The sequence below is a fragment of the Streptomyces changanensis genome (assembly GCF_024600715.1).
Lineage (GTDB): Bacteria > Actinomycetota > Actinomycetes > Streptomycetales > Streptomycetaceae > Streptomyces > Streptomyces changanensis.
In genome coordinates this window covers 3,128,412-3,142,419 of the sequence record NZ_CP102332.1, presented here as the reverse complement: position 1 = coordinate 3,142,419, position 14,008 = coordinate 3,128,412, and the positions used below count along the sequence as shown (strand labels likewise).

The window sequence follows — 14,008 nt, the reverse complement described above, 5'->3', positions numbered from 1 at the left end:
GCCTTAGCGGCTGGTCTTCGGGGCCTTCCAGCGGGCGATGCCGCGGGCCACCATGTTGAGGATCATGACGAAGGCGATGAGGACGAGCGCGGCGGCCCAGGCGCGGGCCACGGCGGCGTCGGTACCGACGGCGTACTGCTCGTAGACGTAGAGCGGCAGCGACGCCTGCGCGCCTTCGAAGGGGTTCGGGTTGATCAGCTTCGTACCGAAGACGAGGAGCAGCACGGGGGCCGTCTCGCCGGTGATACGGGCGACCGCGAGCATGACGCCCGTGGTGATGCCGCCGATCGCGGTCGGCAGGACCACCTTGAGGATGGTCTTCCACTTGGGGACGCCCAGGGCGAGGGAGGCCTCGCGCAGCTCGTTCGGGACGAGCTTGAGCATCTCCTCGGTGGAGCGGACGACCACCGGCATCATGAGGATGGCCAGCGCCATCGAGCCGGCGAAGCCGGAGGGCCCGAAGCCCAGGACGAGGTTCCAGGTGGCGAGGATGAACAGGCCCGCGACGATCGACGGGACGCCCGTCATCACGTCGACGAAGAAGGTGACGGCCTGGGCCAGGCGGCCCCTGCCGTACTCGACCAGGTAGATCGCGGTCAGCATGCCGATCGGGGCCGCGATGACGGCCGCGATGGCGACCTGCTCGATGGTGCCGAGCAGCGCGTGGTAGACGCCGCCGCCCGTCTCGGCGTCGAGGACGCCGTTCATCGAGTGCGTGAGGAAGTAGACGTCGAGGACCTCGACGCCCTTGCTCACCGTCACCCAGGCGAGTGAGGCGAGCGGGACCACGGCGAGGACGAAGCAGACCCACACGAGGCTGGTCGCCACGCGGTCCTTGGCCTGCCGGGCGTTCTCGACCTTGGTGGTGACGGCGTACGTGGTGACGACGAAGAGCACCGCGGAGAGCATGCCCCACTGCGTGTGGCTCTCCCAGCCGGCGGCGGCGCCGATGCCGCAAGCGGCGGCGACGGACCCGACGGCGACGACGGCCGGCGCCCAGCGGGGCAGGCGCGCGTGGGACAGCGGCGCGGGCCGGCCCGCGGGGGCGGTGGCGGGCCGCTTCTCCTGGATGACGTGGCTCATGCGTTCGCCCCCGAGTACTCCTTGCGGCGCCCGATGATCCAGCGGGCCGCGCCGTTGACCAGCAGCGTGATGACGAAGAGGACGAGACCGGAGGCGATCAGGGCGTCCCGGCCGAACTCGTTCGCCTCGTTGAACTTGGCGGCGATGTTCTGCGCGAACGTGCCACCGCCCGGGTCGAGGATGTGCCCGGAGATGAGGAAGCTGGGGGAGAGGACGACGGCGACGGCCATCGTCTCGCCGAGCGCGCGGCCCAGGCCCAGCATGGACGCGCTGATGATGCCGGAGCGGCCGAACGGCAGCACCGACATGCGGATGGTCTCCCAGCGGGTGGCGCCGAGGGCCAGGGCGGCCTCCTCGTGCATGCGCGGGACCTGGAGGAAGACCTCGCGGGTGACGTTGGTGATGATCGGCAGGATCATGATCGCCAGCAGGACGCCCACGGTGAACAGGTTGCGCGCGACGCCCTCGCCGGACTTGTCGAAGACGTAGGTCCAGCCCATGTACTGGTCCAGCCACCGGTTGAGGCCGCCGAGGTACGGGACGAGGAAGATCGCGCCCCACAGGCCGTAGATGATGCTGGGCACCGCGGCGAGGAGGTCGACGACGTACGCGAGGGGCGAGGCGAGCCGGCGCGGCGCGTAGTGCGAGATGAACAGCGCGATGCCGATCGCGATCGGCACCGCGATGACCATGGCGATGATCGAGCTGACGATGGTGCCGAAGGCGAGGACGGCGATGCCGAAGACGGGCGGGTTCCCGGCCGGGTTCCACTCCGAGGTCGTGAGGAAGTCGCCCTCGTTCTTCGATATGGCGAGGACGGCGCGGTAGGTGAGGAAGACCGCGATCGCCGCCATGATCACCAGGAGGGTGATGCCGGAGCCGCGGGACAGGCCGCGGAAGATCCGGTCACCGGCGCGGGACGGGGCGCTCGTCTTCGGGGTCGTTGTCTGGTTCCCGCCGGGTGGCGGGGCGTGGTGCGGGGTGGCTGTGGCCATCGTGTGTTCTCCGGTCTGCGGAGCGGGCGTGGCTCCTGGCGGCGGTGCACCGGATGCCGGGGCCGGCCGGGCCCCGGGTGGGAGGGCCGGCCCCGGTCGGGTCGTTACGAGAGGGTGGGGACGATCTGCCGGACCTTGGTCGCGATCTCGGCCGGGAGCGGCGCGTAGCCCGCGTCGGAGAGGACCTTCTGGCCCTCCTCGCTCGCCGTGTAGGTGAGGAACGCCTTCAGGGTGGGCAGGGTGTCGGCCTTGTTGCCCTTGTCGCAGGCGATCTCGTAGGTGACCAGGATGATCGGGTAGGCGCCCTCGGCCTTGGTCTTGTAGTCGAGGGAGAGGGCGAGGTCGCTGCCGGTGCCCTTGACCTTGGCGGCGGCGATGGCCTTGGAGGCGTTCTCCGGGGTGGCCTCGACCGGCTGGGCGGCGCCCGTGTTCAGCTTGACGGTGCTGATGCTGCTGGCGGTCGCGTAGGACAGCTCGAAGTAGCCGATCGCGCCGTTGGTGTCCTTGACGGCGGCGGCGACGCCGGAGGAGCCGTTCGCGGCCTGGCCGCCGGGGGCGGGCCACGACTTCGTCTTCGGGTCGTGCTTCCATTCCGCGGCGGCGGCCTCGCTGAGGTACTTGCCGAGGTTCTGGGTGGTGCCCGACTCGTCGGAGCGGTGGAACGCCTGGATCGCCAGGTCGGGCAGCTTGACGCCCGGGTTCAGCTTGGCGATGGCCGGGTCGTTCCACTTGGTGATCTTCGAGTTGAAGATCTTGGCGAGGGTGGCGGCGTCCAGGACGAGGCCGTCCACGCCGTCGAGCTTGTAGCCGATGGCGACGGGGCCGCCGACCATGGGGAGGTTGATGCCCTTGCCGCCCTTGCAGATCTTCTGCGACTCGGTCACCTCCTCCTCCTTCAGCGCGGAGTCGGAGCCGGCGAAGGCGACCTGGCCCTGGTTGAACTTGGTGATGCCGCCGCCGGAGCCGATGGCCTGGTAGTTCACCTCGACGCCCTCGCAGGCCGCCTGGAAGTTCTTCACCCAGAGGTCCATGGCGTTCTTCTGCGCGGTGGAGCCCGCGGCGAGGAGCTGGCCCTTGGCGCCCTCGCAGGCGATGTTCGAGGCGGCCGTCGTCTTCTTCGTCCCGTCCGGGCTCGCGTTGTCGTCCGAACCACACGCCGTGAGGACCAGGGCGCCGGAGACGACGAGGGCGCCGAGCGCGGTGGCGCGAAGCCCGGTCTTGCGATGAAGCTTCACTTTCGGGTGTTCCTTCCAGTAACCGCCGGGCCGGAGGCCGCGTGGTGGGTCCATGGCCGGTTGTACGACGGCGTGTGTCGGAGTGGGGTGGTGATGGCGTCTGCTGGTCACCGTGTACGGCCGAAATTAGGCAGATCAGGTGAAGCGGTCGACGGGGGGGAGTGAACGGGAGGTGAACCATGCCGGAAGTGGCGGTGCAGTGCATACCGGGCGCCCCCGCTGCGCCCTGCACGCCCCCCGTACACCTCGCACGCCCCTGTCCCGCAGTCGACGGCCCCGGCCGGCCCGGGTGACACGGCCGCCCTCCGGCCACACGGCCCCGGGCAGACCCCGGCCTCGGGCACACGGCCCGGGCACCACGGTGGCCGGCGTGGACGCGGCCCCGGCCGCACCCCGGCGGCTCCCCGCCCCCCCGGCCCCCGGCACCGCACAGGCGCCCGGGCAGCACCGTACGCCCCAGGTCCTACCGCCCCTGGGAGCGGTACGGCCTGGGGCTCACCGCCCCCTGGGGGCGCCCCGGCCCGTGGCTCACACCGCGGCGAGGAACACCGCCACGAGCGGCCGGTCCGTCGCGTGGCTGAGGTGGGCGGTGGCCTGCGGGGCGGGCACCCACCGCAGGGCGTCGACCTCCCGGCTTGGCGTGAACCCGCCACCCGTCGCCTCGGCCGCCCAGTACGTGACCTCCTTGGGGCGGTCCTTGACCCGGTAGCGGACCGTCGCCAGGAACGGGCCGGGCCTGCACGACTGGCCGGTCTCCTCCGCCACCTCGCGGACCGCCGCCGCGAGGAGCTCCTCACCCGGTTCGAGCTTCCCCTTCGGGAAGGACCAGTCGTCGTACTTGGGCCGGTGCACCAGGCAGAGCTCCGGCACCCCGCCCGGCCCCGGCCGCCACAGCAGGCAGCCGGCCGCCCTGACGGTGCCGCTCACGGGGCCGTCACCGCCGTACGGCGCCAGGCGCGGTGGAAGGCGAGCCGCGCCGCGTCCACCTCGTGGCGCTGGTCGGCGTGGAGGACGCCCAGCGTGTACGCGGTGGCCGGGGCGATCCGGGGGGTGCGGGCGGCGGTGGCGGCGGCGGCCGCGGCCTCGGCGGCGTCCCGGTGCCGGTCCAGCGCGGTCGCCGCCTCGTACAGCTCCGGCGCGGGGACGGAGCACACCTCCCGCGCGTACCGGTGGAGGCGCAGCAGCAGCCGCACCTGGTGCCAGGGCGCGTCCTGGTGCTCCCCGCCGACGGCCGGGACCATGGGCAACACGCCGACCGCGTCCAGCAGGCGGCGCTCCACGGTCTCGGCGGGGACCGGGAGGACCTCCGGGGCGGGCGCGGCGGCGGCCGGCCCGAGGGGGACCTCCGACGCCAGCAGGGCCACCGCGTCCGCCACGGCGTGGAAGCGGGAGGAGCCGAGGGCCTCCAGGGCGGCGGAGTGGGCGCGGGTCCGGGCGAGGGTCAGCTGCCGTTCCAGCAGGGCGCCGGCCCGGGCGGCGCCCACCTGCATCGCCCCGCCCCCCGACGGCCCCCTCGGGGGCGGCACGGTCCCGCCGGTGAGACGGGACAGGGCGTCCACGAGGCGGACCAGGCGCGAGGTGCAGGCGTGCTCCTGGGCGAGCGTCCCGGAGAGCCAGGCCAGCTCGGCGCGCAGCCCGTCCGCCCACGCCCCGTCGAGGAGGGGGCGGAAGGTGTGCAGGGTCGCGCCGATGCGGCGGGCGGCGGCCCGCAGGGACCGGGTGGCCTCCTCCGCGCCCGAGCTGTCCGAGCCGTTGCTCTCGGTGTGCAGCCGCAGCGCGCGCAGGAAGTCGTTCGCGCGGGCGTGCAGGTACGGCGCCAGGACCTCGCCCGCGGGCGGGGTGGGGTCAGGTTTGTGCACGTCGGCGCCTCCGGGCGTCTATCAGCATCTCCTGGACGTGCCGCAGGGGCTGGCCGTCCGCGTCCGTCGAGTGCCGGGTCCATTCGCCGTCGGGGCCGAGGTGCCACGAGGCGGTGGTGTCGGCCATGCCCGTCTCCAGCAGGCGGTGGATCGCCGCGCGGTGGGCGGGGTCGGAGAGCCGTACCAGCGCCTCTATGCGGCGGTCGAGGTTGCGGTGCATCATGTCGGCGCTGCCGAGCCACACCTCCGGTTCGCCGCCGTTGCCGAAGGCGAAGACCCGGGAGTGCTCCAGGAAGCGGCCGAGGATCGAGCGGACCCGTATGTTCTCGGACAGGCCGGTGACGCCGGGGCGCAGGGCGCAGATGCCGCGGACCCAGATGTCGACGGGCACGCCCGCCTGCGAGGCGCGGTAGCAGGCGTCGACGACGGCCTCGTCGACCATGGAGTTGACCTTGATGCGGACGTACGCGGGGCGGCCCGCCCGGTGGTGGGCGATCTCCTTCTCTATCCGCGACACGAGGCCGTCGCGCAGCGACTTCGGGGCGACGAGCAGCCGGCGGTAGGTCTCGCGCCGGGAGTAGCCGGAGAGGCGGTTGAACAGGTCGGACAGGTCGGCGCCGACCTGCGGGTCGGCGGTGAGCAGTCCCAGGTCCTCGTAGAGGCGGGCGGTCTTCGGGTGGTAGTTGCCCGTGCCGACGTGGGAGTACCGGCGCAGCAGCTCGCCCTCCTGGCGGACGACGAGCGACAGCTTGCAGTGGGTCTTCAGGCCGACCAGGCCGTAGACCACGTGGCAGCCGGACTCCTCCAGCTTGCGCGCCCACTTGATGTTGGCCTGCTCGTCGAAGCGGGCCTTGATCTCGACGAGGACGAGGACCTGCTTGCCCGCCTCGGCGGCGTCGATCAGCGCGTCCACTATCGGCGAGTCGCCGGAGGTGCGGTACAGGGTCTGCTTGATCGCCAGGACGTCCGGGTCGGCCGCCGCCTGCTCCAGGAACGCCTGCACGGAGGTGGAGAAGCTGTCGTACGGGTGGTGCAGGAGCACGTCCCGCTCGCGCAGCGCCGCGAAGATGTCCGGCGCGGACGCCGACTCGACCTCGGCGAGGTCGCGGTGGGTGCCGGCCACGAACTTCGGGTACTTCAGCTCCGGCCGGTCCTGGCCCGCTATCCCGAACAGGCCGGTCAGGTCCAGCGGGCCGGGCAGCGGGTACACCTCGGCGTCGGAGACCTTCAGCTCGCGCACGAGCAGGTCGAGGACGTACGGGTCGATGGACTCCTCGACCTCCAGCCGCACCGGCGGGCCGAAGCGGCGCCGCATGAGCTCCTTCTCCAGGGCCTGCAGGAGGTTCTCGGTGTCGTCCTCCTCGACCTCCAGGTCCTCGTTCCTGGTGACGCGGAACATGTGGTGCGCCAGCACCTCCATGCCGGGGAACAGCTCCTCCAGGTGCGCGGCGATGACGTCCTCCAGCGGCACGTACCGCTGCGGGGACGCCTCCAGGAACCGCGTCAGCAGGGGCGGGACCTTCACGCGCGCGAAGTGGCGGTGGCCGCTGACGGGGTTGCGGACGACGACGGCGAGGTTGAGCGAGAGCCCGGAGATGTAGGGGAAGGGGTGCGCGGGGTCCACGGCGAGCGGCGTCAGCACGGGGAAGATCTGCTGCCGGAAGAGCGTGAAGAGGCGCGCCTGCTCCTTCTCGGTCAGGTCGGGCCAGCGGATGAGGTGGATGTTCTCGTCGGCGAGGGCGGGGGCGACGTCCTGCTGGAAGCAGGCGGCGTGCCGGGCCATGAGCTCGCGCGAGCGGGTCCAGATCAGGTCGAGGACCTCGCGGGGCTGGAGGCCGGACGCCGAGCGCGTGGCGACCCCGGTGGCGATGCGGCGCTTCAGGCCGGCGACCCGGACCATGAAGAACTCGTCCAGGTTGGACGCGAAGATCGCGAGGAAGTTGGCCCGCTCCAGGAGGGGGGTGTTCGGGTCCTCGGCGAGTTCCAGGACGCGTTCGTTGAACGCCAGCCAGCTGCGCTCGCGGTCGAGGAAGCGGCCCTCCGGCAGCTCCGAGGAGGCGCCGTCGACGTCGTACGCGTCGAGGTCGGCGTCCAGGTCCGGGGAGAGTTCGGCGGCGGCCGACGCCGGGGCGACGGCGTGGGGCCGGTGCGCGGCTATGGATCCGACGGACGGCTGGGCGTGCGGGGGCGACGGCTGTACCTGCTGGACCGGGACCTCGGCGGGCTGCTGGCTCATGTCACCATTCTTCCGCGCCAGGGGCTGGTCAGGCGCGTCGGAACGGCCCTGGCAGGCGGACACGGCGGGCTTCATTGGCCGAGGGTCGCAAGCGTGTCTGAATGATCGGTAACGAGGACGTGACGTTTCCGGGTGTGCCACCCCCGCAAATCCCCCACCCGGCCACGCCCCTCCGGGGCCGGGGCGGGCTGTGATCCGGGCGCCTGGGCCGGCCGGGGGCCGGGGGCCCGGGTGCGGGCGGCCCTGCGGCTCGCGCGGCGGTCCGCGGGTACGGCGGGGGCGTGCCGGGGCGCCGGGGGTGTGCACGGGGGCGCGATGGCGCGTACTCGCCACGGGCCCCGGGGGCGGGGCGCCGCCGTGGTGGCGGCACCCCGCAGGGGGAGGGGCCGTCACGTCTCCGTGCGGTACATGAGGTCCACCTCGTGCGTCGTGAAGCCCATGCCCTCGTAGACGCGCAGGGCCGCCGGGTTGTCGGCGTCGACGTACAGCATCGCCGTCGGCAGGCCCTCGGCGGCGAGGTGGCGCAGGCCGATCCCGGTGAGGGCCTTGCCGAGACCGCCGCCCTGGGCGTCGGGGGAGATGCCGAGCACGTACACCTCGCCGAGCCGCTCGTCGGCGTGGACCTTCGTCCAGTGGAAGCCGACCAGGGCGCCGTCGGACGCCCGCTCGGCGAGGAAGAAGCCCTTGGGGTCGAACCACGGCTCGCCCTTGCGGTCGTCCAGGTCCCGCTGGGTCAGGGCGCCCTGCTCGGGGTGGTGGGCGAAGGCGGCGGCGTTGAGGGCGAGCCAGGCGGCGTCGTCCCGGCCGGGGACGTAGGTGCGGACGGTGACGCCGGGGGGCAGGGTCGGCTCGGGGACGTCCAGCGGGGCCAGGGGGCGGCGCAGCTGCCGCAGCTCGCGGAAGAGGGTGAGCCCGAGCACCTGGGCGAGGTGGCGGGCGGCGGGCTTGCCGCCGTGCGCCCAGACCCGCAGCCGCTTGCCGGACTCGGCGAGCAGGGCGGAGCCGAGCGCCCGCCCGTGGCCGCGGCCGCGCTGCGCGGGGTCGACGACCAGCTCGGCCGCCGGGGCCTCGACGGGGTCGGTGTCCTCCAGCTGGGCGTAGCCGGCGAGCCGGTCGGCGAAGAAGAGGAGCAGGTGGCGCACGCCTTCCCGGCGGCCGTCCGCCTGCTGTCCGCCGCCGTCGCCCCGCTGTCCGCCGCCGTCGGCGGCGTCGGCGCGCGTGAACGCCTTCAGTTGGAGCCGGCCCTGTTCGGAGACGGCCTGGACGCCGTCGGTGCGGGCGGCGTCGGCGAGCAGGTCGAGGACGTCCTGGGCCTGCTCCGGGGTGAGCTCGTCGAAGATCTCGATGCGGCGTCCCGACTCGGGGGCCGTTGCGCGAACGTCAGTCGTCATGCGTACGAGCCTACGGCGGCGGTGCGCCGCCCGACGGGTGAAGGCAATCAGGTCGTAACCCGTTCCCCCCTGTTGCGCTACGCGCGTTGACCTTAGGCTGCGCTCGGCAGACCAGTGGCCATGACCTCACCCTTCTCTGACGGCGTGTGAAGTCATGTGGTGTCAAAAGGGGAAAAACGGACAGATGTCGACTACACGGCACAAGAAGCGGACGGGACGGCGGATACTCGCCACCGCGGCCGGACTCGCCACCGCGGGCGCGCTCGTGGCGGCCCTGCCGGCCGGCGCCGCCGACGAGCAGGACGCCGGCGCGTCCGGCTGGAAGCGCGGCGAGAAGGTCTCCGGTCGGACCGTCGACGTGCAGCTGCTCTCCTTCAACGACCTGCACGGCAACCTCGAACCGCCGGCCGGCTCGTCCGGCGAGGTCAGCCACGTCCACGCCGACGGCACCACCGAGAAGATCAAGGCCGGTGGCGTCGAGTACCTCGCGACCCACCTGCGCACCGCCCGCAAGGGCCACCCCTTCTCGATCACCGCGGCCGCCGGCGACATGATCGGCGCCTCCCCGCTGGTCTCCGGCCTCTTCCACGACGAGCCGACCGTCGAGGCGCTCAACAAGCTCAAGCTCGACGTCTCCTCCGTGGGCAACCACGAGTTCGACGAGGGCGCCGCCGAGCTCGCGCGCATCCAGAAGGGCGGCTGCCACCCCACCGACGGCTGCGCCGAGGGCACGACGTACGAGGGTGCCGACTTCCCCTACCTCGCGGCGAACGTGACGGACGAGAAGACCGGCAAGCCGATCCTCGACCCGTACTTCGTCTGGGAGCGCGCGGGCGTCCGCATCGGCTTCGTCGGCGTGACCCTGGAGGGCACCCCGAACATCGTCAACGCCGAGGGCATCAAGGGCCTGAGGTTCGGCGACGAGGTCGAGACGATCAACAAGTACACGAAGATCCTGGAGGCCAAGGGCGTCAAGTCCGTCGTCGCCCTGATCCACGAGGGCGGCGCCCCGGCCTCGTCCGCGTACAACTACGACTGCGACAGCCCCGGCCCCGGCGACGGCATCTCCGGGCCGATCGTCGACATCGCGAAGCGGCTCAGCCCGCAGGTCGACGCGGTGGTGACCGGCCACACCCACCAGGCGTACGCGTGCACCATCGCCGACCCGGCGGGCAAGCCGCGCACGGTCACCTCGGCGGCGTCCTTCGGCAAGCTGTACACGGACACGACGCTCACCTACGACCGCGCCACCAAGGACATCGTCCGCACGGCCGTGGCGTCCGCGAACCACGTCGTCACCCGTGACGTCGCCCCGGCGCCGGACATGACGCGGCTGATCGAGCGGTGGAAGGGGCTCGCCGCGCCGATCGCCGACCGCCCGGTCGGCCACATCACCGCCGACATCGACGGCCGCGGCTCGACCGCGTACGAGAAGCCGCTCGGCGACCTGATCGCCGACGCGCAGCTGGAGGGCCTGGCGCCGGCCGACAAGGGCGGCGCGCAGATCGCGTTCATGAACCCCGGCGGCATCCGCAGCGACCTCGTCCACGCGAAGTCCGGTGCCGAGACCACCGACGGCGTCGTCACGTACGGCGAGGCGTACACCGTCCAGCCGTTCACCAACATGATGACCAGCGTCGACCTGACCGGCGCGCAGATCGTCACCGCGCTCCAGCAGCAGGTCAGCGGCTCCAACGAGGCGTCGCCGAAGATCCTCCAGGTGTCGCGCGGCTTCACGTACACGCTGGACATGACCAAGACGGGCGCCGCCCGGGTGGACGTCTCCTCCGTGCGGCTGAACGGTGCGCCGCTCGACCCGGCCAAGACGTACCGCGTCGCGATGAACGAGTTCCTCTCCGGCGGCGGCGACGGCTTCCCGGCGCTGGCGCAGGGCAAGAACAAGCTGGTGGGCGCGTCCGACCTGGACGTCTTCATCGCCTACCTGACCGCGCACTCGTCGGCGGGCTCCCCGCTGGCGCCGCCCGCGGCCGACCGGATCACGGTCGTCAAGTAGGGCGAGGCATCCGGGGCGGGGCCCCGCCATCCGGTGCGCGGGTTCCGTTTCCGCCGGCGCCCGCCGTCTGGTCACTTTGACGTGTTCGCGTCATACTCCGCGCATGTCCCTGGACCGACGCGGCTTCCTCACGGCCGCCACCGCCACCGGCGCCGCCCTCGCCCTCGGCGCCCCGCCGGCCGCCCACGCCCGCACCGGCGCCCCCGCCCGCACCCCGACCGGCACCACGAGCCGGCCCCGGCCCCGGCCCCGGACCCGCGCGGCGTTCGGCCTCCAGGACTGGATGGGCGCCCACGCCGACGCCACGCCGCTGCGCGCCCTCACCATCCCCGGCACCCACAACTCCGCCGCGTCCACCGGCGGGCCCTGGGTGGCCTGCCAGAACACCACCGTGGCCCGGCAACTGGACGGCGGCATCCGGTACCTCGACGTCCGCTGCCGCGTCACCGGCGACTCCTTCGCCCTCCATCACGGCGCGTACTACCAGAACCTCATGTTCGGCGACGTCCTCGCCGCCTGCCGCGACTTCCTCGCCGCCCACCCCTCCGAGACCGTCCTCATGCGCGTCAAGCAGGAGTACTCCGAGGAGGGCGACGCCGTCTTCCGCCAGGTCTTCGACCGCTACCTCGACGCGAAGGGCTGGCGCCCGCTCTTCCGCATCGGCGACGGCCTCCCGCCGCTCGGCGAGGCCCGCGGCCGGGTCGTCCTCCTCGCCGACAACGGCGGCCTGCCCGGCGTCCGCTGGGGCGACGGCGCCCTCTTCGACATCCAGGACGACTACATGGCGGAGCCCACCGCCAAGTACCCGAAGATCGAGGCGCACTTCCGCAAGGCCGCCCAGCAGCCCGGCAGGCTTCACGTCAACCACGTCTCCACCGCCGCGCTGCTCCCGCCCCGCTGGAACGCCGACCGGCTGAACCCGCGCGTCCACACGCTCCTGGACGGCGCCGGGGCCGGCTGGCGCGGGCTCGGCATCGTCCCGATGGACTTCCCCCACACCCGCGGCGGCCTCGTCGAGTCACTGCTGCGGCACAACTGACCCCGTGCCGGCCGGCGGTGGCGTCGGCGCGCCCGGCAGACGGATCTCCGCACGCGTACCGCCGCCCTCCGCGCGGGTCAGGGCGACCTCGCCGCCCGCCTGCCGGACCGTGCGGGCCACGATCGACAGACCCAGCCCCGAGCCGGGCAGGGAGCGGGCCGACGGGGAGCGCCAGAACCGCTCGAAGACGTGCGGCAGCTCCCCCGCGGGGATGCCCGGCCCGTGGTCGCGCACCGCCAGCACCCCGTCCACGAGCCGCACCTCCACCTCACCGCCCGGCGGGGAGAACTTCACCGCGTTGTCCAGCACGTTGACCAGCGCCCGCTCCAGCGCGGCCGGCTCCGCCCGCACGTACCAGGGGCGTACGTCCGGGCTGAACACCAGCTCCGGGCCGCGCAGCCGCGCCCGCTCCAGCGCCGTCCCCAGCACCTCGTGCAGGGCGACCACCTCCAGGCGGCCCGCCGCCACCGCGTCCGGCCGGGCCAGCTCCTGCAGGTCCCCGATGAGCGCCGCCAACTCCGTCATCTGCGCCTTCACCGACGCCATCAGCGCCCGCCGGTCGTCCGCCGGGATCGCCCGGCCCGTCTCCTCGCTCCGCGCCAGCAGCTCGACGTTGGTCCGCAGTGACGTCAGCGGCGTGCGCAGCTCGTGCCCGGCGTCCGCGATCAGCTGCGCCTGCCGGTCGCGGGAGGAGGCGAGCGCGGCCGTCATGGCGTTGAACGACCGCGACAGCCGGGCGATCTCGTCCTCGCCCTCGACCGGGATCCGCACCGTCAGGTCCTCGGTCCGCGCCACGTGCTCGACCGCGTCCGTCAGCCGGTCCACCGGCCTCAGCCCGGCCCGCGCCACCCACAGCCCCGCCGCCCCCGCGCCCACGACACCGATCCCGGCGAGCGCGGTGAGCAGCAGCGCCAGGCGCCCGAGCGCCGCGTCGACCTCCGTCAGCGGACGGGCCAGGGAGACGGCGACCGTGACGCGCTGCCCGGACCCCGGCACGGTCACGACCTCCCGCACCGTGTGCACCCGCACGTTCTGTCCGCCGTCCGTGCGCGAGGTGTGCAGCGCCTCCGGCGCGTCGCCCCGCGCGACGGCGAGGTCCTCCGCCCCCACCGCGACGGGCAGCGAGTATCGCGCCACGCACCGCTCCCCGTCCGCCCCCACCAGCTGGGTGTACGCGAACCCGGGCCGGTCCTGCGCGGACGGCTCGGCCGACACCCCGACCCGGCAGGCGACGAGCGCCTCGGCCAGCTGCTCCTTCGGCGCCCGGGTGTTCTCCAGGGACCGGTCCAGCTCCTGCAGGAGCTGCCCCCGCGTCAGCAGCCACGCCGCCACCGACACCGCCGCCACGGCCACGGCGACCGCCAGCGCGGTCAGCAGGGCCAGCCGCGAGCGGAGCGGCAGCGCCCGGAAGCGCCGCACGGGACCGCTCGTCACTCCTGGCCCCCCTCGCGCAGCACGTACCCCACCCCGCGCACGGTGTGGACGAGCCGGGGCTCGCCGCCGGCCTCGGTCTTGCGCCGCAGGTACATGACGTACACGTCCAGGGAGTTGGACGTCGGCTCGAAGTCGAAGCCCCAGACGGACTTGAGGATCTGCTCGCGGGTGAGGACCTGGCGCGGATGGGCGAGGAACATCTCCAGCAGCGTGAACTCCGTCCGGGTCAGCTCCACCGGGCGCGGCCCGCGGGCCACCTCCCGGGTGGTGAGGTCCATCCGCAGGTCGCCGAAGGACAGCACGTCCCTGTGCTCCCCGCCCGCGCCGCCGCCGGTCACGTACGAGGAGCGGCGCAGCAGGGCGCGGATGCGGGCGAACAGCTCGTCCAGCTCGAACGGCTTGACCAGGTAGTCGTCGGCGCCCGCGTCGAGCCCGGTGACGCGGTCGCCGACGGCGTCCCGCGCGGTGAGCATCAGGATCGGCACGGTCGCACCGGACGCCCGGATGCGGCGGGCGGCGGTCAGCCCGTCCATGCGAGGCATCTGCACGTCGAGGACGACGAGGTCCGGCGCGTACGCCCCGATCCGCTCCAGGGCGTCGACGCCGTCGACGGCGACCTCCGTGCCGTACCCCTCGAAGGCGAGGCTGCGGCGCAGCGCTTCGCGGACGGCGGGCTCGTCGTCGACGACGAGGATGCGGTCGGGCTCGGCGGTGGTGTTCAT

General features: G+C 73.3%; 11 protein-coding genes. 2 read left to right on the top strand and 9 right to left on the bottom strand.

The annotated features are described in order from the left end of the window. Positions 1-3: 3 nt before the first annotated feature. The 7 genes from pstA to mshD form a co-directional block, all read right to left on the bottom strand. On the bottom strand, positions 4-1,083 hold the full coding sequence (gene pstA / locus NRO40_RS13855; protein WP_058943027.1) for a phosphate ABC transporter permease PstA: 1,080 nt from the start codon (positions 1,081-1,083) through the stop codon (positions 4-6). Beyond that, positions 1,080-2,078 (bottom strand): phosphate ABC transporter permease subunit PstC, encoded by a 999-nt coding sequence (gene pstC, locus NRO40_RS13850; RefSeq protein WP_058943026.1) that lies wholly within the window; start codon positions 2,076-2,078, stop codon positions 1,080-1,082. The genes pstA and pstC overlap by 4 nt, the downstream gene beginning before the upstream one ends. 104 nt (positions 2,079-2,182) lie before the next feature. Beyond that, entirely contained in the window at positions 2,183-3,313 is a 1,131-nt protein-coding gene (gene pstS, locus NRO40_RS13845; RefSeq protein ID WP_058943025.1) for a phosphate ABC transporter substrate-binding protein PstS, read from the bottom strand. Positions 3,314-3,841: 528 nt separating this feature from the next. Next, a complete protein-coding gene (locus tag NRO40_RS13840) occupies positions 3,842-4,240 on the bottom strand; it encodes an NUDIX hydrolase (protein WP_058943024.1) in 399 nt (132 codons plus the stop codon). Next, positions 4,237-5,172: a CHAD domain-containing protein gene (locus NRO40_RS13835; protein WP_058943023.1), complete on the bottom strand. Its 936-nt coding sequence runs from the start codon at positions 5,170-5,172 to the stop codon at positions 4,237-4,239. The genes NRO40_RS13840 and NRO40_RS13835 overlap by 4 nt, the downstream gene beginning before the upstream one ends. Then, on the bottom strand, positions 5,159-7,408 hold the full coding sequence (locus NRO40_RS13830; protein WP_058943022.1) for an RNA degradosome polyphosphate kinase: 2,250 nt from the start codon (positions 7,406-7,408) through the stop codon (positions 5,159-5,161). Before NRO40_RS13830 ends, NRO40_RS13835 begins: the two co-directional genes overlap by 14 nt. Before the next feature lie 389 nt (positions 7,409-7,797). Continuing rightward, positions 7,798-8,799, bottom strand: coding sequence for a mycothiol synthase (gene mshD / locus NRO40_RS13825; protein ID WP_058943021.1), 1,002 nt, complete (start codon positions 8,797-8,799; stop codon positions 7,798-7,800). Positions 8,800-8,983: 184 nt separating this feature from the next. Here mshD and NRO40_RS13820 point away from each other — a divergent pair, with 184 nt between their 5' ends. Next, entirely contained in the window at positions 8,984-10,813 is a 1,830-nt protein-coding gene (locus tag NRO40_RS13820; RefSeq protein ID WP_058943020.1) for a bifunctional metallophosphatase/5'-nucleotidase, read from the top strand. Positions 10,814-10,916: 103 nt separating this feature from the next. Beyond that, positions 10,917-11,852 (top strand): phosphatidylinositol-specific phospholipase C, encoded by a 936-nt coding sequence (locus NRO40_RS13815; RefSeq protein ID WP_079047192.1) that lies wholly within the window; start codon positions 10,917-10,919, stop codon positions 11,850-11,852. Here NRO40_RS13815 and NRO40_RS13810 read toward each other — a convergent pair. Together NRO40_RS13810 and NRO40_RS13805 are read right to left on the bottom strand one after the other, a co-directional pair. Further along, positions 11,832-13,286, bottom strand: a complete 1,455-nt coding sequence (locus NRO40_RS13810) for a sensor histidine kinase (RefSeq protein WP_058943019.1) — start codon at positions 13,284-13,286, stop codon at positions 11,832-11,834. The two genes, NRO40_RS13815 and NRO40_RS13810, sit on opposite strands and share 21 nt — an antisense overlap. After that, positions 13,283-14,008: a response regulator transcription factor gene (locus NRO40_RS13805; RefSeq protein WP_058943018.1), complete on the bottom strand. Its 726-nt coding sequence runs from the start codon at positions 14,006-14,008 to the stop codon at positions 13,283-13,285. The genes NRO40_RS13810 and NRO40_RS13805 overlap by 4 nt, the downstream gene beginning before the upstream one ends.